Here is a 23,306-nt window from a genome sequence, read left to right as displayed (position 1 = left end):
CTCGGACGCTGTGACCCTGCTCGACGCGACCCTCGCCGCGATCACCCCGCCCGCCGCCGCCGCGCGCGCCGAGGCCGCCGACCGCCTCGACCGCATGACCAAGCCCGCCGGCTCGCTCGGCCGCATCGAAGACCTCGCGGTCACGCTCTCCGGCATCGCCGGCGCCTGCCCGCCGCCGCTGCCGGACCCGGCGGTCGTCGTGGTCTGCGCCGGTGACCACGGCGTCCACGCGCAGGGCGTCACGCCGTGGCCGCAGGAGGTGACGGCGCAGATGGTCGCGAACTTCGCCGCCGGTGGTGCCGTCGTCAACGCGTTCGCCCGGGCGGCGGACGTGCAGGTGCGGGTACTCGACGTCGGAGTGGCCGCACCGCTGCCCGCCCTCGACGGCGTGCTCGCCCGCCGCGTCGCCGACGGCACCGCCGACCTCGCGGTCGGCCCGGCGCTGACGCGCGGGCAGGTCGTCGCCGCGATCGAGGCCGGGATCGCCGCGGTGCCGGAGCACGGGTGTGTCCTCACCGGTGACATGGGCATCGCCAACACCACCGCCGCCGCGCTGCTGATCTGTGCGTTCACCGGGGCCGACCCCGAGCAGGCGACGGGTCGTGGCACCGGCATCGACGATGCCACGCTGGCCCGCAAGACCGCCGTCGTCCGCGACGCGCTGGCCCTGCACCACCCCGACCCGGCCGACCCGATCGGCGTCCTCGCGGCGTTCGGCGGGCTGGAGCACGCGGCGATCGCCGGGCTCGTCCTCGGCGCGGCGGCCCGGCGGATCCCGGTCCTCCTCGACGGCGTCAGCACCGGCGCGGCGGCCCTCGTCGCGGCCGCGCTCGCTCCGCAGGCGGTGGCGTACTGCGTCGCCGGACACCGCTCCGCCGAGCCCGGGCACCGCCTCGCCCTCGGTCACCTCGGTCTCGACCCGTTGCTCGACCTCGGCCTGCGCCTGGGCGAGGGCACCGGTGCGGTGCTGGCGCTGCCCCTGCTCCGAGCGGCCGTCCGGGCCCTGCACGACGTCGCGACCTTCGGCGACGCCAGCGTCACCGACGCGGCCCGGGAACAGGTGTAACGCGACGGGTGGGCAGCGGCGAGTACCTCCCCGGGTCGGGAGCCCCGGTGCCGAGGGGGACCGATGACGCAGCCGGTTCGGGCGACCCCCGACGCCACCTGGTTCCGCCCGTCCGACGGCGGGGCCGGTGCGCTGCTGCGGGTCGCCGACGGGGTGCCGGAGGAGGCGGTCCGCCGGATCCGCGACGCCGGCGTGGGCGGGCTGCTGCCGATCGGCAACGTCGTCGTGCGCGACGGCGGGGTGTGGCTGCGGACGCCGCAGCCGCCGGGCCCGATGCTCGTCGACCTGCTGACCGGCACGGACCTGGACTCCTCCGACGCCGTGGCGGTGCTGGGCGGCGTCGCCCGGGTCGTCCGGGCGCTGCACGCCCGCGGGCTGCACCACGGCCGGATCGCCGGTGACGCCGTCCTGCTCGACCCGGCGGGTGCGCCGCTGCTAGTGATGGTCCGGCCCGGTCCGGCCGATCCCGCCCGCGACGCCCACCACCTCGCCGCGCTCGCCCGGGTGCTCGCGGGCACCTGGTGCGACGCGGACGGCGCCGCGCTGCTGCACCGGTTCGCCGAGGAGGTGGTGCGCGGGGGCCTCGACGTCGCGCTCCCGGTCCTCCCGCGGGCCGCGGCCCCGGGCCCGGTCCGGCGGGCGCTCGCCGACAGGTGGAGCTGACCTCGGCGTGGTTCCGCGCATCGTCTCGCCGTCCGCGCACGTCCGGACGTGCGCGGGCGGCGACCCGGTGCGCGGGTCCCCGGGGGTGGGACCGGCTCAGGCCAGGCTGCCGAGCGGGTCGGTTCGGGTCAGGGCCGGGTCGTCGGCCGGGAAGGTGCGCGCGCGACCGGGCCCCGTCGTGCGGGTCTCGAAGCGGACGGTGACGCGCCCGTGCCCGGCGCCCTGCACCCACCCGTGGCCGTGCTCGTCGTGGCGGACGTCGTCGCCGGGGCGCCACGGCCGGTCGGCCTCGGCCGTCTCCTCCGGCTCGTCGGCGGCGGTCTCGCCGGAGTCGAGCACGTCGACGGCGCGGGGTGGCTCGAACAGCGCGGGCGGCGGGTCGTCGCCCAGCCCGGCCAGTGACACCCCGATCAGCCGGACGCCGCCCTCGGGCACCGCGGTCCGCGCGAGCTTCTGGGCGGTCGCGGTGAGCGCGCCGAGGTCGGTGCTGCCGATGGCTGCGGTCTCCGAGCGGGTGTGGGTGGTGAAGTCGGCGCTGCGGACCTTGACCGTGACGGTCCGCGCGGCCCGCCCGGACGCCACGAGCCTGCGGTGCGCCGACTCGGTGATCCGCGCGACGGCCTCGTGGACCGCGCGCATCGCGGTGAGGTCGGCGTCGAACGTCGTCTCCGCGCTCACCTGCTTCGCCGCACCGCGCGGCGCGACCGGCCGCTCGTCGACGCCCCGGGCCAGGCGGTGCAACTCCGTGCCGATCGCGGTGCCGAGCAGCCCCGTCAGCTCGCGCAGGTCCATCGCCGCGATCGCGCCGACCGTGCGGATGCCCAACCGGTGCAGGCCCGTCTCCGCGACGGGGCCCACACCGGACAGCGCGCGCACCGGCAGCGGCGCGAGCACCTCCTGCTGCTCCTCGGGGGTGACGACGCGGAACCCGTCCGGCTTCGCGAGCTCCGAGGCGATCTTCGCGAGCTGCTTGCCCGTCCCCGCCCCGACCGACGCGGGCAGCCCGGTCGCCGCACGCACCGCGGCGCGCAGGTCGACCGCGAACCGCTCGACGACGTCGGCCCCGGCCCCCGCGAGGACGGGAGGCTCCAGGTACGCCTCATCGACCGACACCGGCTCCAGCACCGGGGCCGCCTCCGCGAGCACGCCCATGACCTGCTCGGAGAGTGCCTGGTAGAGCACGAACCGCGGCGGGACCGTCACCGCGTGCGGGCAGCGGCGCCTGGCCTGGCCCATCGGCATGGCCGAGCGGACGCCGAACACGCGCGACTCGTAGCTCGCCCCGGCGACCACCGACCTCGGTCCCAGACCCCCGACAAGCACCGGCCGCCCGGCCAGCGTGGGGCGGGTGAGCTGCTCGGCGGAGGCGAAGAAGGCGTCCATGTCCAGGTGCAGCACCCAGCGGTCCACGCTCACGGACCGGTGCGCAGCAGGGCGTCCCCGTCCGCCTCGACCACCTCCGGCGGTACGGAGCCGGGCCCGGCGAGCGCAGCCGGGTGCCCGGGGGCGGGGGAGAGGTCGTGCAGCCACACCTGCCGCCCTGGCCAGTCGACGCCGCCGTCGGGGGTGAGGGTGATCGCCGACATCGGGGTGGACAGGCCCTCACCGGTGGACTTGAGCAGGGCCTCCTTGCGCGTCCAGAGCCGGAAGAACGAGGCCTCGTCGGCGACGCTCTCGTGCGGCGAGCACGCGTGCGCGGTCATCCCGGCGAGGTCGGAGAGCGGGCGGGCCTGTTCGACGTCGAGACCGACCGGACCGTCGTGCACGGCCAGCCCGACGAGGTCGCCGGCGTGCGTCATCGAGAAGCCCGGACCGTCCTGGGCGAGACGGGGCTTGCCGTGCTGCTCACCGCAGCGGCAGGTGCGGTCGAAGGCCAGCGCCGCGGGGTCGGCGTCGAGCCGGGCGGCGAGCACGAGGCGGGTGAGCGCGTGAGCGGCGAGGTAGCGGGCGGCGTCGAGGTCGCGGCGGAAGCGGCCGATCCGCCCGCGCTCGTGCGCGTCGAGGAGATCGAGGAGCCCGGGAGCGTCACCGGGGGCCAGCGGCGTCGCCCACCAGACCGTGCAGATACCCACACGGGAGATGGTAGGCGCCGCCGGTCCCGTGGACGCGGGACCGGCGGCGCGGTGGAACCGGGATCAGGCCGAGCGGCGGATCGGCGTGACCCGGCGGCCCTGGGCGGGCCGGGCGGGTGCCGCCGAACCGCGGTAGCGGGCGGCCGGGGGCACGGGTTCGGTGCGCTTCCCGCGGCGGGCGGCGCGGTTCTGCGGCGGGTTCTGGTTCGGTTCACGCATGCGGGTCTCCTGAGGGCAGCGCCGGGGCCGGGAGAACGGCCCTCGGACGGGACGGGGACGGGGCGGCGGGGACCAGAGGGGTCGACCGGCCGCGGGGCCGCGGCTCGCGGCGGGCGTCTCAGTTGCGCATGCGCAGGACGGTAACGGCGCAGCGCGCGGGTCTGCCACCGAGTTTCTAGAGTGGGTCGCGTGGTGGACGTCGTGGTGGTCGGGGGCGGCATCGCCGGGGCGTCGGTGGCCTACGAGCTGGCGGCCGACCGTTCGGTGCTCCTGCTCGAGGCCGAGACCGCGCTGGCCACGCACTCGACCGCCCGCTCGGCCGCGATCTACGTACCCGGGCACGGTGTCGGTGCGGTGCGCGCGCTGATCGAGCGCAGCGGGCCGCGGTTCGCCGCGCTCGCCGACGAGCTCGGCACGCCGCCGCTGCTGACCCCGCGCCCCGTGCTCTGGGTCGGGTGCGACGACGAGGGCGAGGCCGCGCTGGTCGACGTGCTCGCCGAGCGCGCGGGCGAGCCGGGCGCCCCGGTCGCGATCGACGCCGGGGACGCGCGGCGGCTCTGCCCCGCACTGGCCCCGGGTGCGGTCCGGGCCGCAGCGCTCACCGAGGGCTCGGGCGACATCGACACCGACGCGCTGCACCAGGGCTACGTCCGCGGCCTGCGGGCCCGCGGCGGCACCGTTCGCACCGCCGCCCCGGTCACCGCGATGACCCGTGACGGCTCCGGCTGGCGGGTCGAGGCGGGCGGCGACGTGCTGCGGGCGGGTGCGGTGGTGAACGCCGCGGGCGCGTGGGCCGACGAGGTCGCCGCACTCGCCGGCGTCCCCCGGACCGGGCTCACGCCGCTGCGCCGGACCATCGCGATGGTCCGCGTGCCCGACCCGTCGCGGCTGGGCCGACCGATGGTGATCGACGCCGCGGAGCGGTTCTACTTCAAGTCCGAGGGCGAGGACCTGCTGGTCTCCCGCGCCGACGAGACCCCCTCCCCGCCCGGCGACGCCCGACCCGACGACGTCGACGTGGCGCTCGCACTGGAGCGCGTCGAGGCCGTCACCGGGCTGGGCCTGCGCTCGGTCCGCACGAGCTGGGCCGGGCTGCGCTCGTTCGTGCCCGACCGCTGTCCGGTGGTCGGCGCGTGGCCGGAGCACCCGGGCTTCTGGTTCGTCGCGGGGCAGGGCGGCTCGGGTATCGAGTCCGCCCCCGCGCTGTCGGTGCTGGCCGCGTCGGTCGTCCGCGGGGCCCCCGCCCCGGTCGATCTGGCCCCGTCCCGACTTCACGTAAGCTAGCGCTTACATCGCTGATGGGAGCACCGTGACAACCACGCACGACGCCACCGCCCTGTTCGACGGCGCCTTCTGGAACGACCCCTACCCGGCCTACGAGGCGCAGCGGGCCGGTGCGCCGGTCCGCCAGGTCCAGCAGCCCGACGGCCCGGTCTGGATGATGTTCGACCACGCCGACGTCCGCGCCGCGCTCACCGACCCGCGGCTGAGCAAGGACTGGCGCTACACCCTCCCCGCCGACGCGCGCGAGGGCCAGCCGGCCACGCCGATCCCGATGATGATCCTGATGGACCCCCCGGGACACACGCGGCTGCGCAAGCTCGTCTCCCGGGCGTTCACGGTGCGCCGGATGGAGGAGCTGCGCCCGCGCGTCGCCGAGTTCGCGAACCGGCTGATCGACGACCTGCCCACCTCCGGGCCCGTCGACCTCATGTCCTCCTACGCCTTCCTGCTGCCGGTGTTCGTGATCTGCGAGCTGCTCGGCGTGCCGGCCGAGGACCGCGACGACTTCGCGGCGTGGTCGAACGTGATGGTCGACGAGTCCACGCAGGACGAGTCGACGGCCGCGGCGGGCAAGCTGCACGGCTACCTGTCGACGCTGATCGACGCCAAGCGCGAGAACCCGGACGACGCCTTGATCAGCAGCCTGATCGCGGTCGCCGACGACGGTGACGTGCTGTCCCAGGAGGAGCTCGTCGCCATGGCGATGCTGCTGCTCATCGCCGGGCACGAGACCACCGTCAACCTCATCGGCAACGGCGTCCTCGCCCTGCTCACCCACCCCGAGCAGCGCGCGCTCCTGGTGGAGCAGCCCGACCTGATCGCGTCGGCGGTCGAGGAGTTCCTGCGCTGGGACTCCCCGGTGCACAGCGCGCCGGTTCGTTTCGCGGCCGAGGACGTCGAGTACGGGGGGGTGACGATCCCGGCAGGCTCGATCGTGACGCTCTCGCTCGCCTCGGCCAACCGCGACGACAAGCGCCTGCCCGACGCCGCCGACCTGCGGATCGACCGCGACGCGAGCGGTCACACCGCGTTCGGCCACGGCCTGCACCACTGCCTGGGCGCGCAGCTCGCCCGGATCGAGGCGCAGGAGGCGATCGGGCTGCTGCTGACCCGCCGCCCCGACCTGGCCCTGGCCGTCGACCCGGCGGAGCTGGTGTACCGCCACAGCACCCTGATCCGCGGCCTGCGCACGCTCCCGGTGGAGCCCGGCGCCACCGCCTGAACGACCCAGCACGCCCCGGTCGACTGCCCCGCCGGGTCCGGGGCGAGCGGCCCGTTCGTCCGGCCACACCGGGCGGACGGGTCGTTCGTGCGCCCCGCCCGTGCCCACCCGCCCCCGCCCGTCCCCGACGAACGGCCCGTTCGCACAATGAGAGCGTGCGGACGGGCCGTTCGCACGTCGACCCGGAGGTGTCCGTGACGCGCGGAGCGTTGTTCGACCCGCTGTTCGGGGGCGACCGGGTCGCCGCCCGGCTCGACGACGCCGCGTGGGTGGCCGCACTCGTCGCCGTCGAGGTGGCGCTCGCGCAGGCCGCCGCGGCTCACGGGGTCATCCCCGCCAGACACGCCGAGGCGATCGCCGCCGTCGACCTCGACCTCGACCCGGCCGCGCTCGGGCTCGCGTCCGTCGAAGGGGGCAACCCGGTGATCCCGCTGGTCCGGGCGCTGCGCGCGGCGGTCGGACCCGAGGTGGGGCCCTCGGTGCACCCGGGCGCCACCAGCCAGGACGTCATGGACACCGCCGCGGTGCTGCTCACCGGCTGGGCCGGGGAGGTCCTGCTCGAGGACCTGCGTGCCGCCGCCGACGCCGCCGCCGGGCTCGCCGCGGCCCACCGCGCCACCCCGACGATGGCCCGGACGCTGGGCCAGCAGGCGCTGCCGACGACGTTCGGGCTCGTGGCGGCGGGGTGGTGCGCCGGCGTCGATCGCGCCCGCACCCGGCTCGCGGCGGTGCTCGGCGGGCTGCCGGTCCAGCTCGGGGGCCCCGCGGGCACGCTCCGCGGCCTTCCCGTCCCCGTCGTCGCCGACCTGGCCGCGCGCCTGGGCCTGGCCGACCCCGGCGTCCCGTGGCACACGGAGCGGACCCGGATCGGCGAGCTGGCGGGAGCGCTCGGCGTCGCGGCCGGGGCGTGCGCGAAGCCCGCCACCGACGTGGTGCTGCTCGCGGGCACCGAGCTCGGCGAGGTGAGCGAGGCCGCGCCGGGCGACTCGTCGTCGATGCCGCACAAGCGCAACCCGATCGCCGCCGTCACCGCCCGGGCCTCGGCCCGCCGCGCCCCCGGCCTCGTCGCGGTGCTGCTCGCCGCGATGGACGGGGAGCACCAGCGGGCGGCGGGGGCGTGGCACAGCGAGTGGGAGACCCTCGCCGACCTCCTCCGAGCGACGGGCGGCGCCGCGGCCCGCCTGCGCGTCAGCCTGGAGGGGCTGACGGTGCACCCGGACCGGATGGCCGCGGCACTCCCGTCCGACCCGTCCACGGGCCGTGCGGTGGAGCTGGTCGACACGATCCTGTCCGCCCGCCCCTGACCCCCCGTCCCGGATGGCAGCAAGGCCACCTTGCCGCCACGAGACGGCGGGAAGGTGGCCTTGCTGCAACGGGCGGCGCGGCCTAGCGGCGGGCGAGCAGGCTGCTGGCCTCCTGCGCCGCCGCCCCCTCGGACTCCAGGTGGGCCAGTGCGGGGCTGAGCTCCTCGCCGCGGTGCCGCACGGTCTGGGCGTAGAGCCGCCCCGCCCGGTAGGACGAGCGCACCAGCGGACCGGCCATGACCCCGGCGAAGCCCATCTCCTGCGCGGCCTGCGAGTGCTCGACGAACTCCTCGGGCTTGACCCACCGCTCCACCGGGTGGTGCCGGGTCGAGGGGCGCAGGTACTGGGTGATCGTGATGATCTCGCAGCCCGCGTCGTGCAGGTCACGCAACGCGGACACGACCTCCTCGGGGGTCTCGCCCATGCCCAGGATCAGGTTCGACTTCGTCACCAGCCCCGCCGCGCGGGCCTTGGTGATGACCTCCAGCGAGCGGTCGTAGCGGAACGCCGGGCGGATCCGCTTGAAGATCCGCGGCACCGTCTCCAGGTTGTGCGCGAGCACCTCGGGACGGGTCTGGAAGACCTCGTCCAGCTGGGCGTCGATCGAGTTGAAGTCCGGGATCAGCAGCTCGACGCCGGTGCCGGGGTTCAGCTCGTGGATCAACCGGACGGTCTCGGCGTAGAGCCAGGCCCCGCCGTCGGGCTGGTCGTCGCGGGCGACACCGGTGACGGTGGAGTACCGCAGGCCCATCTGCTGCACGGACTCCGCGACGCGGCGGGGCTCGTCGCGGTCGAGGTCGGCGGGGCGGCCGGTGTCGATCTGGCAGAAGTCGCAGCGCCGGGTGCACTGCTCGCCGCCGATGAGGAAGGTGGCCTCGCGGTCCTCCCAGCACTCGTAGATGTTGGGGCAGCCGGCCTCCTCGCACACGGTGTGCAGGCCACCGGAGCGCACCAGGGCCTTGAGCTCGGTGTACTGCGGGCCGGTCTTCGCCTTCGTCCGGATCCAGGCGGGCTTGCGCTCGATGGGGGTCTCGCTGTTGCGGACCTCCAGGCGCAGGAGCTTGCGACCTTCGGGTGCGATCGTCACGCCCTCAGGCTACGCCGGGTCGGGATCCACGCCCGTCTCGGCGGCGGTGACGTCCCACAACCGCGCGGCGAGGTCGGCGTCGCGCGCCCGCGCGGAGCGCCGGGCCGGGGCGGGGAGCCCGCGCGTCTCGCCGAGACCGCCCGGTCCGACGTAGTCGCCGCCGCTGACCTGCGGCGACGTCGCCGCGAACAGCTGCGGCAGCATCCCGCGCTCCACCCGCTGCGTGGTGAGGAGGTTGACGAGCCGCGCCAGCGGCAGCACCAGCCGTGCGCCGCTGCGGGCCCGGACCGACGACGACAGCAGGGCGGTGTCGGTCAGGCCGGGGTGGGCGGCGACGGAGATCACGTCGTCGCCGGAGCGGCGCAGCCGCCGGTCGAGCTCGGTGGCGAACAGCAGGTTCGCGAGCTTGCTCTGGCTGTAGGCCTGCGACCCCGTGTAGGAGCGACGGGCGAAGTGCAGGTCGTCGACGTCGAGACCGGGCCCGCGGTGCGCGATGCTCGACAGCGTCACCACCCGCGCCCCGCCCGCCCCGCGCAGCGCCGGCATCAACAGCCAGGTCAATGCCGCGTGGCCGAGGTGGTTGGTGCCGATCTGGGTCTCGAACCCGTCGACGGTGAACCCCGGCGGTGTGCCCATCACGCCGGCGTTGTTCATGAGCACGTGCAGCGCGCCGCCGGTGCGTTCGCGCACGTCGGCGGCGGCGCGGCGCACCGAGTCGAGGTCGGCGAGGTCGAGGGTCACCAGCTCACCGCCCGGCACCTGGGCGAGCGCGTCGCGGCCGCGCCCGGCGTCGCGGGCACCCAGCAGCACCCGCGCCCCCGCCCGGCCCAGGGCGACCGCGGAGGCGAGCCCGAGCCCGGACGTGGCTCCGGTCACCAGCACGGTGCGCCCGGTCTGGTCCGGTACGCCCGACGTCGTCCAGCCCATGTCCCTATCCTCGACGAGTGGACTTCCGGATCTTCACCGAGCCCCAGCAGGGCGCCGACTACGACGATCTGCTCCGGGTCGCCCAGGCCGCCGAGGCCGCGGGCTACGACGCCTTCTTCCGCTCCGACCACTACCTCGCGATGGGCGAGGCCTCCGGCGAACCCGGGCCGACCGACGCCTGGCTGACGCTGGCCGGGCTATCCCGCGAGACGTCCCGCATCCGGCTCGGCACACTCGTGTCGTCCGCGACGTTCCGGCTGCCCGGCCCGCTCGCGGTGTCCGTCGCGCAGGTCGACCGGATGTCGCGCGGCCGCGTCGAGCTCGGCCTGGGCTCCGGCTGGTTCGACGCCGAGCACGCCGCCTACGGCATCCCGTTCCCGGCGCTGGGGGAGCGGTTCGACCGTCTCGCCGAGCAGCTGGAGATCATCACCGGGCTGTGGGGCACGCCGTCGGGCGAGCGCTACTCCTTCGACGGCGCGCACTACACCGTCACCGACTCCCCGGCCCTGCCCAAGCCGGTGCAGCAGCCGCGCCCACCGATCGTGATCGGGGGCCGAGGGAAGAAGCGCACGCCCGAGCTGGCCGCGCGGTACGCGAGCGAGTTCAACGTGCCCTTCTCCGACGTCGACACCGCGGCGGGGCAGTTCGAGCGCGTCGACGCCGCGTGCCGCGCGGTCGACCGCGACCCCGCGGAGCTCGTGCGCTCCGTCGCGCAGATCGTGTGCGTCGGCCGCGACGACGCCGAGGTCGCCCGCCGCGCGCTCACCCTGGGCCGCGAGGTCGACGAGCTGCGCGCCAACGGGCTCGCCGGCTCGCCCGCGGAGGTCGTCGACCGCATCGGCACCTGGCGGGAGAAGGCCGGTGTCACCCGGCTGTACCTGCAGGTCATGGACCTGGCCGACCTCGACCAGATCGACCTCATCGCCTCCGACGTCATCGGGCGGCTGTAGGTGCTGCGCTGGAACCCGACCCTGATCCGCGCCACCGCCGCCGCGGCGGTCACCGCACTGGTGCTCACCACGGTGGTCGGGGCGCTCCAGCTGCCCGGGCCGGCGGTCCTGGCGATCGTGGTGGTGGGCGTCGGGGTCGCGGTGGCGGCGGTCCTGGTGTCGGCCCGGCCCCGCACGGGGCAGCGCGAGGGCTAGCGGAGCTGCCCGGCGATGTCGGCCGCGGCCGTGAGCAGCACGAGCGCGGGCACGACGACCCGAGGCGCCACCCGGTAGGAGCCGCGGCCGTCCTGCTCGACGAGTCCGCAGTGCGTCAGCGAGCGCAGGTGGTGGTAGAGCTGCCCCGTCGATGCCAGGCCGGCCGCCTCCTGCAGGTCGGCCGTGCCGCACGGGCCGCCGGCCAGCAGCGCCCGGACGATCCCGGCGCGGGCGGGGTGGCCGAGCGCGGCGAGCACGGCCAGGCGCGGTTCGTCGCCGAGGCGCAGCGCGCTGCCGACGTCGTACTCGATCGTCCACGAGACGTCGCCGTGCAGGTGGACCTCGCCGGAGTAGCGCACCGTCCCGGAGGTGTCGCCGGGCTCCGGAGCGCCCCCGCCCTCCAGCGCCGCGACGCGCCGCTCGAGGTCGGCGAGGCGGGCTTCTGTGTCGGTCACCCGCTCAGGATGGTCACTGCGGCAGCGCCGCTGCCAGCCGGTCCCGCAGCGCGTCGTCGACGAGCACCTGCTGGCCCAGCAGCAGCGCACCGGAGGCGTTGATCTCCTGGTAGGCCTGCTGCGGCAGCCCGGACAGGGTCAGCACCGACACCCCGACGGTGCCGTCGTCGCGGCGGATCGTGGCGGCGTGGCTGAGGATGCCGGGCAGGCCACCGCCCTTCTGGCCGAGCCCGAGCACCCCGGGCGGGAGGCGGTCGGCGACGGCCCGCTCCAGGTGCCCGCGGGCGATGCCGGACGCCACCGGGCCCAGCGCGTCGGTGGCGACGGCGCGGTGCAGCGCCGCGAGCTGCGTCGCGGAGCCGGCCCAGGCGCCGTCCCAGAGCCCGACGACCGCGTTCCAGGTGTCCTCGGGCACCGGTGCGGCCACCGCGCCCCCACCTCCGGGCAGCGGGCCCCCACCTCCGGGCAGCGGGCCCCCACCTCCGGGCAGCGGGCCCCCACCTCCGGGCAGCGGGCCGCCGCCGTAGACCGCGCCCAGTGCGCGGGCGGCCGGGTCCCCGTCGGCGTAGGCCCGCCCCAGCTCCGCCGCGCGGCTGCGGCGGTCGGCGGCCGGGTCGGGCTGCAGCACCCACAGGCCCTCCCCGACGATGTGCGGCACGTCGAGCCCGTCCCAGCCGCCCGCCTGCGCCGCAGCGGTCAGCGCGTCCGCGCCGAGCGTGGCGAGGACGAGGTCGGCCGCCGCGTTGTCGCTGTAGTCGATCATCGAGGCGACGACGTCGTCCCAGGTGACGGTGACGGGGGCGCCGAGGGCCGCGAGTGCCTGCGGGTGGGCGTCGCCGTCGGAACCGGGGAGGTACCAGCGCTCCCAGTCGGCGACGGCGACCGGGCCCGCCGGGTCGATCCGGCCCGCCTCGACGGCCTGCGCGTAGGCGACGAGGTGCGCCACCTTCACCGACGACGCGATCGGCCGCGGCCGGTCGGCGAGGTGGGCGAAGGCGACGCCGCGGCCGTCGTCGGCGAGGACCGAGGCGTGCTCCGGGTGCGCGGCGATCCAGTCGACCAGCGCATCGGGCCCGTCGATCGGCCCGGCCGCGGGTGCGGGGGCCGGGGCGGGCGCGGGGGAGCCGCAGGCGGCGGCCACGGCGAGCAGGGCGGTGCCGCCGAGGAGGCGGCGTCGGGTCAGCGTCATCGTTCCTCCGTAGTTCCGGAATTACGGAGGAGTGTAGGGCTACTGCAGGGAGGGGTGCAGCCTCAGGTCGAGACCGGCCGGTGCGGCGGCCCGCGCCACCGCGTGCTCGGTGACGGCCAGCCGCCCGTCGAGGGCGTCGAGGACGGCGGCGGTCACGTCGTCGATCACGTCGTCGACGCGCACCGGGCGGCCCAGCTCGCCGGACAGCGAGCTCACGCCGGCGTCGGTGATGCCGCAGGGGACGATGCGGTCGAACGCGGTGAGGTCGGGGTTGCAGTTGAGCGAGAACCCGTGCAGCGTGACGCCGCCCTGCACGCGCACCCCGATCGCCGCGACCTTGCGCTCCGGTCGCCGGTCGTCGGCCGGCAGCCAGACGCCGCTGCGCCCGTCGATCCGCCCGGCCGCGGTGACCCCGAGCCCGTGCACGACGTGGATCAGGGCCTCCTCCAGCCTGCGGACGAAGTCGACGACGTCGAGCGGCTCGGCCAGCCCCGTGATCGGGTAGCCGACGAGCTGGCCCGGGCCGTGCCAGGTGATGCGCCCGCCGCGGTCGACGTCGACGACCGGGGTGCCGTCGACGGGCCGGTCCTGGGGCTGCGTGCGCTTGCCCGCGGTGTAGACCGAGTGGTGCTCGAGCAGCATGAGCACGTCGTCGCCGCCCTCGCGCCGGGCGGCCGCGTTGGCCCGCTGCACGTCCCATGCGGCGAGGTAGTCGACCAGGCCGAGCCGGTCGACGCGGACGGGGTCGGTGCTGCGCCGGCAGCTGATGCGGTGGATCACGCCTGCACGGTACGCCGGGCGCGGGTGGACGTCCCCGTCCTGCCCGCGACGCCCGGTCAGACCCCCAGGTGCGCCAGCACCGCCTGCGCCGCGCGCCGCCCGCTGACCAGCGCACCCTGCGTCGACGGGGTGTCGCGGTGGTCGCCCGCCACGAACAGGCCGTCGCCGAGCGCGACGTCGCGCCGCACCGGGTGGGCAGGGCGGAACGCGGGGAGGGCGGCGCGGACCTCCGCGGTGTGCAGGTGCTCCCAGTCGCCGGCCGGGCGGCCGTAGATCCGGGCCAGCTCGCGGCGGACCTCCGGCTCCGGCAGCGGGGCGCCGAGCACCGTCGAGGAGATCAGCGACCGGCCGTCGGGGGAGTAGTCGGGGGCGGCGCGGGTGAGCACCACGGTGTTGGCGACGGGGCCGCGCGTGGCGTCGAGGTGCAGGACCGGCAGCTCGGCGGGCGGGGTGTCGGTGACGTGGTAGTAGGTGGTGAGCGCGTGCATCGGCGCGACGTCGAGGCCGGGGAGCAGGGTGCCCGCGGTGACCGGGTCGGTCGCGACGAGCACCGCCCGCGCCGTCAGCTCGCCGTCGGCGGTGTGCACGACCCCGGGCCGCACGGTCGTGACGCGCCGCCCGAGCCGGAGCACGCCGTCGGGCAGGCCCGCGGCGAGCTGGGCGGGCAGCGCACCCATGCCGTCGGCGGGCACCGCGACCGTGCCGAGCGCGAAGCTGCGCCACACCAGCCGCACGTAGCCCGCCGACGTCTCCAGTGCCGACTCCCCGAGCACGCCCGAGAGGAACGGGCGCAGGAACCGCTCGACGACCGGCCCGTCCAGCCCGGCGGCGGCGAGGTCCTGCGCGGCCGACCGGTCGATCATCCCGGCCGTGCGCGACGGCGGGGAGGCCAGCACGCGGGCCGTCCACGCGACCAGCTTCGCCTTGTCGGCGACGCCGAACAGCCCGTCGACGGCCGTCGCGACCGCCTGCGACGGGCGCCGCGCCGGGTTGGTGAAGCGGTGCAGCCGGCCACCGGCGCCGCGGATCGCCGCACCGGGCTCGAACGCGCGCAGGTCGAGGGCGGGGAGGTTCGCCGCGGCCCGCAGCGCGGGGTAGGAGGTGTTGAGGACCTGGAAGCCCCGGTCGCAGCGGAACCCGTCGACGACGTCGGTGGCCATCCGCCCACCGGGCCGGTCGGCCGCGTCGAGGACCCGCACGTCGAGCCCGCGGCGCGTGAGCACCTGCGCGGCGCGCAGCCCGGCGAGCCCGGCACCGACGACGAGGACGTCGGGGTTCACGAGCCGACGGCGGCGGAGAGCGCCTCGCCGATCGCCTGGTGACGGAACTGGTAGCCGTGGGCCTGCAGCTGCGCGGGTACGACGCGCTGCCCGTAGAGCAGCATCTCCTCGCCCATCGAGCCCATCACCGTCTTGATCACGACGGCCGGCACCGGGATCGACGTGGGACGGCCGACCGCGGCGGCGAGCGCCTTCGTGAACTCGGCGTTGGTGGCGGGCGTCGGGCCCGCGAGGTTGACCGGGCCGGTGACCGCCGGCGTCTCCAGTGCGAACCGGATGCCGCCCACCTCGTCGTCGAGGGAGATCCAGGGCATGTACTGGCGGCCCGAGCCGAGCCGCCCGCCCAGGAACGCCTTGAACAGCGGGCGCAGCGTGCCCAGCAGCCCACCGGCGGGAGAGAGCACGAGACCGGTGCGCAGCAGCACCACGCGGGCCCCGGCTTCCTGCGCCTTCGCCGTGGCGGCCTCCCACTCGGCGCACACCTCGGCGAGGAACCCGGCGCCGTGCGGTGCGGTCTCGTCGACGGCCCGGCCCGCGGTGTCGCCGTAGAAGCCGGTGGCCGACCCGGACAGGAACGCGGGCACCCCGTGCTCGGCGACGGCGGCGGCCAGCACCTCGGTGGGCACCAGCCGGCTGTCGCGCACCTCCTGCTTGCGCGCGCCCGTCCAGGGGCGGTCGGCGATGCCGACGCCACCCAGGTTGATCACCGCGTCGACGCCGTCGAAGGTGCCTGCGTCGACATGCCCGGCGGGTGGGTCCCAGCCCCGCTCGTCGGGGGCGGCCGGCGTCCGGCGGACGAGCCGCAGGACGTCGTGTTCGGCCTCCCGCAGGTGGGAGACCAGGGCTGTTCCGATCAGACCGGACGAACCGGCGATGAGGACGCGCACGCGGTGAATACTCGCGGAACGACGGAAGGCGCGCGACCCGGGGTCGCGCGCCTTCCGTGCAGCGGGGTCTACAGGCCCAGATCGGCCTCGAACGCGCCTTCCTCGAGCCGGGCCTTGATCGCCGAGACGAACCGGCCGGCGTCGGCGCCGTCGACCAGGCGGTGGTCGTAGGTCAGCGGCAGGTAGCAGACCGAACGGACGGCGATGACGTCGTCGCCGTCGGCGCCGGTGATCACCATCGGCTGTTTGGTGATCACGCCCGTGCCCAGGATGGCGACCTGGGGCTGGTTGATGATCGGTGTGTCGAACAGCGCACCGGCACTGCCGATGTTGGTGATGGTGAACGTGCCGCCGGACAGCTCGTCGGGGCCGATCTTGCTGTCGCGGGTGCGGGCCGCGACGTCGGCGATCTTGCGGGCGATCCCGGCGATGTTGAGGTCCTCGGCGTTCTTGATGACCGGGACGAGGAGGCCGCGGGGGGTGTCGACCGCGACCGCGAGGTGGACGTTGGCGTGGTACGTCACCTCCTTGGTCTCGTCGTTGATCGACGCGTTGACCTGCGGGAACGCCTTGAGCGCCTCGACGACCGCCTTCGCGAAGAACGGCAGGAAGGTGAGCTTGACGCCCTCGCGGCGCTCGAACTCCGCCTTCGCGCGCGTCCGCAGCTTCGCGATGCGCGTCATGTCCACCTGCTGGACGGTCGTGAGCTGCGCGGAGATCTGCAGCGACTCGGTCATCCGCTGCGCGATCACCTGGCGCAGGCGCGGCAGCTTCACCGTGGTGCCCGGCTCCGGGGCGCCCTTCGCCGGCTTCGCGACCGCCTGCGGGGCGGCCGGGGCCGACGCGGCCGGGGCCGCTGCGGGCTCCGGGGTGGGCTCGGGGGCTGCGGCCTCCGCCGCGGCGAGCACGTCCTGCTTGCGGATGCGCCCGCCGACGCCCGACCCGGTGATCGTGGACAGGTCGACGCCGTGCTCGGTGGCCAGCTTGCGGACCAGCGGGGTGACGTACGGGGCGCCGGTGGGGGCGTCCGCGGCACCGGAGGAGCCGCCGGAGGAACCGTTGGACTCGGGCCGCGACGGCTGCTCGGCGACGACGTCCTCGCGCTCGGCCTTCTCCTGCGCCTTCGGGGCCTCCGCGGGGGCCTTCTCCTCGGCCTTCGGGGCGGGCTCCGGCTCCTTCTTCGGCTCCGGCTCCTTCTCCGGCTCCGGGGCCGGCTTCTCCTCCGCCGTCGCCGGGGCGGCCGATCCGTCACCGATGACGGCGAGCTGGCCGCCGACCTCGACGGTCGCGTCCTCGCCCGCGGTGATCTCCAGCAGCGTGCCGGCGACGGGGGACGGGATCTCGGTGTCGACCTTGTCGGTGGAGACCTCGAGCAGCGGCTCGTCGACCGCGACCTCGTCGCCGACCTCCTTGAGCCAGCGCGTCACGGTGCCCTCGGTGACGCTCTCGCCCAGCTCGGGCATGGTGATCGCGGTGCCGGAGCTCCCCGATCCCGACGAGGCGGTGGCGGCCTTCGGGGCCTCCGCCGGCTCCTCCTGCTCGGTGGAGGGCTCCTCGGCCGGGGCCTCCTCCGGCTCGGGCTCCTCCTGGGCGGCGGGCTCCGCGGAGGCGTCGCCGCCACCGGAGTCACCGCCGCCGGACTCCTCGCCGTCGCCGATCACGGCGAGCTCGCCGCCGACCTCGACGGTCTCGTCCTCACCGGCGACGATGCGCTGCAGCACACCGGCGGCGGGGGAGGGGATCTCGGTGTCGACCTTGTCGGTGGAGACCTCGAGCAACGGCTCGTCGACCTCGACCCGGTCACCCTCCTGCTTGAGCCAGCGGGTGACGGTGCCCTCGGTGACGCTCTCACCGAGCGCGGGCATCTGGACGGAGAACGCCATGGCTCTCGGGGCTCCTTCTTCTACGCGGTTCGGGGGAGCGATCAGGAGTGGCTGTGCAGGGGCTTGCCGGCCAGCGCCAGGAACGCCTCGCCGAACGCCTCGTTCTGGGTGGGGTGGGCGTGGATCAGGGCGGCGACATCCTCGGCCTGGGCGTCCCAGTTGTAGACCAGCTGGGCCTCGCCGATGAGCTCGCCGACGCGGGCGCCGACCATGTGGATGCCGACGACCGGGCCCTCGGTGCCCTTCGCGCCGGTCTTGACCAGCTTGATCGCGCCCTGCGTCTGCAGGATCTGCGACTTGCCGTTGCCGGCCAGGTCGTAGGTGAGCGTCTCGATCTCGCCGTAGCGCTCCTTGGCCTGCGCCTCGGTGAGGCCGACGGAGGCGACCTCGGGCTCGCAGTAGGTGACGCGCGGGATGCCGGCCTCGTCGATGACCGGCGGGTTGAGCCCGGCCAGGTCCTCGGCGAGGAAGATGCCCTGCGCGAAGCCGCGGTGCGCGAGCTGCAGGCCGGGGACGATGTCACCGAGCGCGTAGACGTTCTCGAGGTTGGTGCGCAGCCGCTCGTCGGTGAGGACGAAGCCGCGCTCCATCGTGACGCCCGCCTCCTCGTAACCGGCGTTGGCGGTGTTCGGGCCGCGGCCGATGGCGACGAGCAGCAGGTCGGCCTCGATCTCCTCGCCCGACTCCAGCGACACCGTGACGGCGTCGTCGGTCTGCTTCGCCCCGGTGAACTTCACGCCGGTCTTGAAGGTGATCTTGCGCTTGCGGAACGCGCGCTCCAGGGCCTTGGACGCGAACTCGTCCTCGTTGGGCACCAGGTGCGGCAGCGCCTCGACGATCGTGACGTCCGCGCCGAAGCTCTTGAAGACGCTCGCGAACTCGACACCGATGACGCCGCCGCCGAGCACCACGACCCGCTTGGGGGCCTCGTCGAGGTGGATCGCCTCGTAGGAGGTGACGATGCGGCCGCCGATGTCGAGACCGGGCAGCGACTTCGCGTAGCTGCCGGTGGCGAGCACCACCTTCTTCCCGACGTAGCGGTCGTCACCCACGACGACGGCGTTCGGGCCCTCGAAGCGGCCCGTGCCGTCGACCAGGGTGATCTTGCGGGACTTCACCAGCCCCTGCAGTCCCTTGTAGAGCTTGGCGATCACGCCGTCCTTGTAGGAGTTGACGCCCGCCATGTCGATCCCGTCGAACGTGCTCCGCACGCCGATGCGCTCGCCCTCGCGGGCGGAGTCGGCCACCTCGGCCGCGTGCAGCAGGGCCTTGGTCGGGATGCAGCCGTAGTGCAGGCAGGTGCCGCCGAGCTTGTCCTTCTCGATCAGCACGACCGACATCCCCAGCTCCGCAGCGCGCAGCGCGCAGGCGTAGCCACCCGACCCGCCGCCGAGGATCACCAGGTCCGCGTTGTGCTCGGGCACGTGAGAACTCCCTATCGAGGTCAGCCGTCGCGGCATGTCACGCCGCCTGCGGCCATCCTGTCATCCGGCGCGCCGTCGCGTGAGCCCTGGTCGGGTCGGGAGACGATCCGGGTCCCCGAGCGTTGGGAATCACGGGAGGTGGTCGGTGATGGGTCTGCTGGACAGGTTGCGGGGGCGGCGCGCGGGTACCACGCGCACCGGGGGCCGCGAGGACGAGGCGCACCTGCGGGAGTGGTTCGCCGCGCACGAGGGCGTGGAGGGGTTCGTCGAGCCGCGCACCGCGGTCACCGAGACCACGATGCTGCTCGTCGACAAGGACGGGGCGTGGACGCGCCGCCGTGTCACCGGCCCCGACGCGGCCCGCAAGCTCGGGAAGTCGCTGAGGATGCCGGTCTACGACACGCAGCTGATGGGCTACCCGCAGCGCATGCGCGACCACGACGCCCGCGAGAGGATCCGCGGGGAACGCGCCCGCCGAGACCGGCTCTGACCCGGCGGTCAGCCGTTCTCGGCGATGTCGGTGAGCAGGGCCCACAGCGTGCGGACCGGCACGCCGGTGCCGCCCTTGGCGGTGTAGCCGTACGGGCCGCCGGTGTGGAAGCTCGGGCCGGCGATGTCGATGTGGGCCCACGGCACGCCGTCGGGCACGAACTCCGACAGGAACACCCCGGCCACGAGCATGCCGCCCCAGCGGGTGCCCGAGACGTTGGCGAGGTCGGCGACGCGGGAGTCGAGGTCGGCGCGCAGGTGCTCGGGCAGCGGCATGGCCCACCCGCCCTCGCCGGTGGCCTGCGCGTGGGCGGCGATGCGGTCGCGCAGCTCCTCGGTGCCCATGACGCCCGCGGTGCGCGTGCCGAGCGCCACCATCTGCGCGCCGGTCAGGGTGGAGGTCTCGATCAGGTAGTCGGGTTCGTCCTCGGCGGCGCGGACGATCGCGTCGGCGAGGATCAGGCGTCCCTCGGCGTCGGTGTTGAGCACCTCGACGGTCTTCCCGCCGTACATGGTCAGCACGTCACCGGGCCGGTACGCGTTGTCCGACGGCATGTTCTCCGCCATCGGGACGGTCGCGGTGACGGCGACCGGCAGCCCGAGCCGTGCGGCGAGCACCGTCGTCGCGATGACGGCGGCGGCCCCGCTCATGTCCGAGGTCATCTGGTCCATGCTCGCGGCAGGCTTGATCGAGATGCCGCCGGTGTCGAACGTGATGCCCTTGCCGACGAGCGCGACCTTCTTCCGCGGGGACGCGCCGCCGGCCCAGCTCAGCCGGACGAGCCGAGGCTTGCGCGCGGACCCCTGTCCGACGCCGGAGACCCCGCCGAACCCGCCCTCGACGAGCGCGACGTCGTCGAGCACCTCGACCTCGACGCCCGCGGCCTCCGCCAGCTCCCGCGCCCGGGCAGCGAACGACTCCGGGTACAGGGCGTTGGGCGGGGTGTTCACCAGGTCGCGGGCGGTGGTGACGGCGGTCGCCACCGCGGTGGCGACGCGCAGGGCGTCGGCCGCGTCGGCGTCGGCCGAGAGCAGGTCGACCCGCCCGACCGGTTCCTTGCCGCCGGCGTCGCTGCGGAACTCGGTGAACGCGTACGCGCCGAGCAGCGTGCCCTCGGCGGCCGCGGTGAGGTCGATGCGGCCCAGCGTCGACAGCGCGTGCCCGGTGCCGGCGAGCGCACGGGCCGCCGCCCCCGAGGCACGGCGCACGGCGTCGGGTCCGGGGTCGCCCTTCCCGAGGCCGACGGCCACGAGCAGCGGTGCGGTGATCGCGCCGCGGGTCGGGATGCGGAGGACCTCCTCGAGCTTGCCGGTCGCGCCCGCCACCGCGAGCAGTTCGGCGAGTGCCCCGTCGAAGGCGGTGTCGATCTCGACGGCTCCGTCCGCGAGGGCCAGGTCCCCCTCGGAGGCGGACAGGCCGACGACGACGGCGTCGACGGTGGCGGTGGCGGGGTCGCCGCTGCCGAGCTGCAGTTCGGTGGGCACGGTGTTCCTCTCGACGGACTCCTCGGGTGAGACCGGTTCGAGATGCTAATGACACCGCCGCGATCGCCGAACCGGCAGGGGCGGATGACAGGGTGTCGCGGTGCCAGAGAGCGTGCAGAGACGGCTGGGGACACCGGATGCGGTGGTCCTCGGTCTCGCGGCGATGCTCGGGACGGGGGTGTTCGCCGTCTGGGGCCCGGCGGCGGCCGCGGCGGGGCCGTGGCTGCTGGTCGCCGTCGTCATCGCCGCGGTGGTCGCGATCTGCAACGCGGCCTCCACCTCCGACCTCGCCGTCGCGCACCCGGAGAGCGGCGGCGGCTACGTCTACGGCCGTGAGCGCCTCGCTCCGGGGGCCGGGCGGCTCGCCGGGGTCGCGTTCCTCGCGGGCAAGACCTCCTCGGCCGCGGCGGCGGCAGGGGTGTTCGGGAGCTACGTGCTGCCGTCGCAGCCGGTGGCGGCCGCGGTCGTCGTGATCGTGGCGGTCACCGCGCTGAACATCTCGGGGATCCGCTGGACGGCCCGCGGTGCGTACGCGCTGGTCGGCGGCACGCTCGCGGTGCTCGTGCTGGTCGTCGTCAGCGGGCTGGTCGGGGCGGGCGACGACGTGCCCACCGCGGCCGTGCCGACGGGGGAGATCCTCCAACCCGTGGCCGGGGGCCCGCTGGGCGCGTTCACCGCGGCCGGGCTGATCTTCTTCGCGTTCGCCGGCTACGCGCGCATCGCCACGCTCGGTGAGGAGGTCCGCGACCCCTCCCGCACCCTGCGCCGCGCCATCGAGGTGGCGCTCGCGATCGCGCTCGTGACGTACCTGCTGGTCGGGATCGCGCTCGTCGTCGGTCTCGGGATCGACCGGCTCGCCACCGAGACCGCCCCGCTGGTGACGCTCGTCGACACCGGGCCGTCACCGTCACTGGGCGTGCTCGTCCGCGTCGGGGCCGCGGTGGCGGCCGGTTCCGCACTGCTGTCGGTGCTCGTCGGCGTGAGCCGCACCGCGCTGGCGATGGCGCGGCGCACCGAGCTGCCCGGGGCGCTCGCCGTCATCGGACGCACGGGCACCCCGTGGCGGGCCGACGTCGCGGGCGGCGTCGTCGCGATCGGCATCGCGCTGGTCGCCGGCCCCGCCGCGGCGATCGCGCTGTCGGCCTGCTCGGTCCTCGTCTACTACGCCGTGATCAACCTCGCGGCGCTGCGCCTGGCCCCCGCCGAGCGCCGCTGGCCGATGTGGACGTCCTGGGCGGGCTTCGTGCTGTGCCTGGCCCTCGCCGCTCTGCTGCCCTTCCCCCAGGTCGCGATCACGGTGCTCGTACTCGTGATCGGCTGGACCCTCTGCACGATGCTGGGCGGCGACCGCGCCCGGTAGCGTCCCGGGGGTGGACGATCTCCTCACCAGCCCGCTGCACGACCGCCATCTCGCACTCGGGGCCACCCTCGGGGCGTTCGGCGGGTGGTCGATGCCGCTGTCCTACCCCGACGGCACGGTCGCCGAGCACACGTCCGTGCGCGAGGGCGTCGGCGTGTTCGACGTCAGCCACCTCGGCAAGCTGACGATCGCCGGGCCCGGCGCGGCCGACCTGGTGAACCGCACGTTCACCGCCGACCTGGGGAAGATCGCGCCCGGTCAGGCCCAGTACACGCTGTGCTGCACCGAGGACGGCGGCGTGGTCGACGACGTCATCGTCTACCTGGTCGGGCCCGACGAGGTGCTGGCCGTGCCGAACGCCGCCAACGCCGCCGCGGTCGCGGAGATCCTGCGGGCCGACGCCCCCGCGGGCGTCACGGTCACCGACCGGCACCGCGACCTCGCGGTGCTCGCCGCGCAGGGCCCGCGGGTCGGCGACGTGCTGCCGGAGGTGCCGGAGCTGGACTACATGGCCTTCGCCGACGTCGACGGCATGCGGGTCTGCCGCACCGGCTACACCGGCGAGCGGGGCTACGAGCTGCTCGTCCCGGCCGACGGGGCCGCCGCGGTGTGGGACCGGCTGGTCGCCGCCGGTGCCCGCCCGGCGGGCCTCGGCGCGCGCGACACCCTGCGCACCGAGATGGGCTACCCGCTGCACGGCCAGGACCTCTCCGTCGACATCTCGCCGGTGCAGGCGGGCAGCGGCTGGGCCGTCGGCTGGGCGAAGGAGTCCTTCCGCGGGAAGGACGCGCTCGCCGCGGAGAAGGCGGCCGGACCCGTCCGGCGGCTGCGCGGCCTGCGGGCCACCGGACGCGGCGTGCCACGGGCCGGGATGGACGTCCTGGCCGGGGGGGTCCGCGTCGGCGGCACCACCTCGGGCACGTTCTCACCCACCCTGAAGTGCGGGATCGCGCTCGCCCTGATCGACTCCGCATCGGGCGTGGGACTCGACGACACCGTCTCCGTCGACGTCCGCGGGCGGGCTCTGGAGTGCGTCGTCGTGAAGCCGCCGTTCGTCGCGTCACACGTGCGCTGACTCTTGCTAC

The 23,306-nt window shown here is 75.4% G+C and carries 23 protein-coding genes; 10 read left to right on the top strand and 13 right to left on the bottom strand.

What is annotated here, in order from left to right:
* The first annotated feature begins 10 nt into the window (after window positions 1–10).
* Window positions 11–1,066: a nicotinate-nucleotide--dimethylbenzimidazole phosphoribosyltransferase gene (cobT, locus tag I4I81_RS13535; protein WP_226363926.1), complete on the top strand. Its 1,056-nt coding sequence runs from the start codon at window positions 11–13 to the stop codon at window positions 1,064–1,066.
* A gap of 63 nt (window positions 1,067–1,129) precedes the next feature.
* On the top strand, window positions 1,130–1,729 hold the full coding sequence (locus I4I81_RS13530) for a protein kinase family protein (protein WP_218605390.1): 600 nt from the start codon (window positions 1,130–1,132) through the stop codon (window positions 1,727–1,729).
* 96 nt (window positions 1,730–1,825) lie between these two features.
* On the opposite strand, the gene I4I81_RS13525 is transcribed toward I4I81_RS13530, so the two are convergent.
* The 3 genes from I4I81_RS13525 to I4I81_RS13515 all read right to left on the bottom strand — a co-directional run bounded on the left by I4I81_RS13525 (window position 1,826) and on the right by I4I81_RS13515 (window position 4,020).
* Window positions 1,826–3,139 carry a DNA polymerase IV gene (locus tag I4I81_RS13525; RefSeq protein ID WP_218605392.1) on the bottom strand — a complete coding sequence of 438 codons (1,314 nt, stop codon included), beginning with the start codon at window positions 3,137–3,139 and terminating at the stop codon, window positions 1,826–1,828.
* Window positions 3,140–3,141: 2 nt separating this feature from the next.
* The gene (locus tag I4I81_RS13520; RefSeq protein WP_226363925.1) at window positions 3,142–3,801 is read right to left on the bottom strand and encodes a 4'-phosphopantetheinyl transferase family protein; all 660 of its coding nucleotides are present in this window, start codon (window positions 3,799–3,801) and stop codon (window positions 3,142–3,144) included.
* 63 nt (window positions 3,802–3,864) lie between these two features.
* Window positions 3,865–4,020, bottom strand: coding sequence for a hypothetical protein (locus tag I4I81_RS13515; protein WP_218616071.1), 156 nt, complete (start codon window positions 4,018–4,020; stop codon window positions 3,865–3,867).
* 189 nt (window positions 4,021–4,209) lie between these two features.
* Between I4I81_RS13515 and I4I81_RS13510 the strand changes: the two genes are divergently transcribed.
* From I4I81_RS13510 to I4I81_RS13500, 3 genes are all read left to right on the top strand, one after another.
* A complete protein-coding gene (locus I4I81_RS13510) occupies window positions 4,210–5,304 on the top strand; it encodes an NAD(P)/FAD-dependent oxidoreductase (protein WP_218606288.1) in 1,095 nt (364 codons plus the stop codon).
* A gap of 25 nt (window positions 5,305–5,329) precedes the next feature.
* A complete protein-coding gene (locus tag I4I81_RS13505; RefSeq protein WP_218616070.1) occupies window positions 5,330–6,526 on the top strand; it encodes a cytochrome P450 family protein in 1,197 nt (398 codons plus the stop codon).
* A gap of 155 nt (window positions 6,527–6,681) precedes the next feature.
* Window positions 6,682–7,830: a lyase family protein gene (locus tag I4I81_RS13500; protein ID WP_226363924.1), complete on the top strand. Its 1,149-nt coding sequence runs from the start codon at window positions 6,682–6,684 to the stop codon at window positions 7,828–7,830.
* Window positions 7,831–7,912: 82 nt separating this feature from the next.
* On the opposite strand, the gene lipA is transcribed toward I4I81_RS13500, so the two are convergent.
* Entirely contained in the window at window positions 7,913–8,917 is a 1,005-nt protein-coding gene (gene lipA, locus I4I81_RS13495; protein ID WP_218606216.1) for a lipoyl synthase, read from the bottom strand.
* Window positions 8,918–8,926: 9 nt separating this feature from the next.
* Window positions 8,927–9,844 (bottom strand): oxidoreductase, encoded by a 918-nt coding sequence (locus tag I4I81_RS13490; RefSeq protein ID WP_218616069.1) that lies wholly within the window; start codon window positions 9,842–9,844, stop codon window positions 8,927–8,929.
* A gap of 17 nt (window positions 9,845–9,861) precedes the next feature.
* On the opposite strand from I4I81_RS13490, the gene I4I81_RS13485 reads away from it, so the two are divergent.
* Window positions 9,862–10,794: an LLM class F420-dependent oxidoreductase gene (locus I4I81_RS13485; protein WP_218606293.1), complete on the top strand. Its 933-nt coding sequence runs from the start codon at window positions 9,862–9,864 to the stop codon at window positions 10,792–10,794.
* A complete protein-coding gene (locus I4I81_RS13480) occupies window positions 10,795–10,989 on the top strand; it encodes a hypothetical protein (protein WP_218606292.1) in 195 nt (64 codons plus the stop codon).
* Here the strand turns inward: I4I81_RS13480 and I4I81_RS13475 are convergent.
* The 7 genes from I4I81_RS13475 to lpdA all read right to left on the bottom strand — a co-directional run bounded on the left by I4I81_RS13475 (window position 10,986) and on the right by lpdA (window position 18,923).
* Window positions 10,986–11,444: an ArsR/SmtB family transcription factor gene (locus tag I4I81_RS13475; RefSeq protein ID WP_218606291.1), complete on the bottom strand. Its 459-nt coding sequence runs from the start codon at window positions 11,442–11,444 to the stop codon at window positions 10,986–10,988. The genes I4I81_RS13480 and I4I81_RS13475 overlap by 4 nt on opposite strands.
* Window positions 11,445–11,457: 13 nt before the next feature.
* Complete coding sequence (locus I4I81_RS13470; RefSeq protein ID WP_218616068.1) at window positions 11,458–12,633, bottom strand: serine hydrolase; 1,176 nt, start codon at window positions 12,631–12,633, stop codon at window positions 11,458–11,460.
* 39 nt (window positions 12,634–12,672) lie between these two features.
* Entirely contained in the window at window positions 12,673–13,413 is a 741-nt protein-coding gene (lipB, locus tag I4I81_RS13465) for a lipoyl(octanoyl) transferase LipB (protein WP_226363923.1), read from the bottom strand.
* Between the two features lie 56 nt (window positions 13,414–13,469).
* Window positions 13,470–14,693: an NAD(P)/FAD-dependent oxidoreductase gene (locus I4I81_RS13460; RefSeq protein WP_218616067.1), complete on the bottom strand. Its 1,224-nt coding sequence runs from the start codon at window positions 14,691–14,693 to the stop codon at window positions 13,470–13,472.
* Entirely contained in the window at window positions 14,690–15,580 is an 891-nt protein-coding gene (locus I4I81_RS13455) for a TIGR01777 family oxidoreductase (protein WP_218606208.1), read from the bottom strand. The genes I4I81_RS13460 and I4I81_RS13455 overlap by 4 nt, the downstream gene beginning before the upstream one ends.
* 68 nt (window positions 15,581–15,648) lie before the next feature.
* Window positions 15,649–17,463, bottom strand: coding sequence for a 2-oxoglutarate dehydrogenase, E2 component, dihydrolipoamide succinyltransferase (sucB, locus tag I4I81_RS13450; RefSeq protein ID WP_218616066.1), 1,815 nt, complete (start codon window positions 17,461–17,463; stop codon window positions 15,649–15,651).
* A gap of 41 nt (window positions 17,464–17,504) precedes the next feature.
* Entirely contained in the window at window positions 17,505–18,923 is a 1,419-nt protein-coding gene (lpdA, locus tag I4I81_RS13445) for a dihydrolipoyl dehydrogenase (RefSeq protein ID WP_225924576.1), read from the bottom strand.
* A 112-nt stretch (window positions 18,924–19,035) separates the two neighbouring features.
* On the opposite strand from lpdA, the gene I4I81_RS13440 reads away from it, so the two are divergent.
* Window positions 19,036–19,377 carry an oxidoreductase gene (locus tag I4I81_RS13440; RefSeq protein WP_218603781.1) on the top strand — a complete coding sequence of 114 codons (342 nt, stop codon included), beginning with the start codon at window positions 19,036–19,038 and terminating at the stop codon, window positions 19,375–19,377.
* A gap of 8 nt (window positions 19,378–19,385) precedes the next feature.
* Here I4I81_RS13440 and I4I81_RS13435 read toward each other — a convergent pair whose 3' ends face one another.
* Window positions 19,386–20,861, bottom strand: coding sequence for a leucyl aminopeptidase (locus tag I4I81_RS13435; protein ID WP_218603782.1), 1,476 nt, complete (start codon window positions 20,859–20,861; stop codon window positions 19,386–19,388).
* A 100-nt stretch (window positions 20,862–20,961) separates the two neighbouring features.
* On the opposite strand from I4I81_RS13435, the gene I4I81_RS13430 reads away from it, so the two are divergent.
* Together I4I81_RS13430 and gcvT are read left to right on the top strand one after the other, a co-directional pair.
* Complete coding sequence (locus I4I81_RS13430; protein WP_218603783.1) at window positions 20,962–22,221, top strand: APC family permease; 1,260 nt, start codon at window positions 20,962–20,964, stop codon at window positions 22,219–22,221.
* Window positions 22,222–22,231: 10 nt separating this feature from the next.
* Window positions 22,232–23,296 (top strand): glycine cleavage system aminomethyltransferase GcvT, encoded by a 1,065-nt coding sequence (gene gcvT / locus I4I81_RS13425; RefSeq protein WP_218603784.1) that lies wholly within the window; start codon window positions 22,232–22,234, stop codon window positions 23,294–23,296.
* Window positions 23,297–23,306 lie beyond the last annotated feature (10 nt).

Source organism: Pseudonocardia abyssalis, from assembly GCF_019263705.2.
Taxonomy (GTDB): domain Bacteria; phylum Actinomycetota; class Actinomycetes; order Mycobacteriales; family Pseudonocardiaceae; genus Pseudonocardia; species Pseudonocardia abyssalis.
The sequence above is the reverse complement of the archived record's forward strand: the minus strand, read 5'-3'. Positions and strand labels throughout refer to the sequence as shown.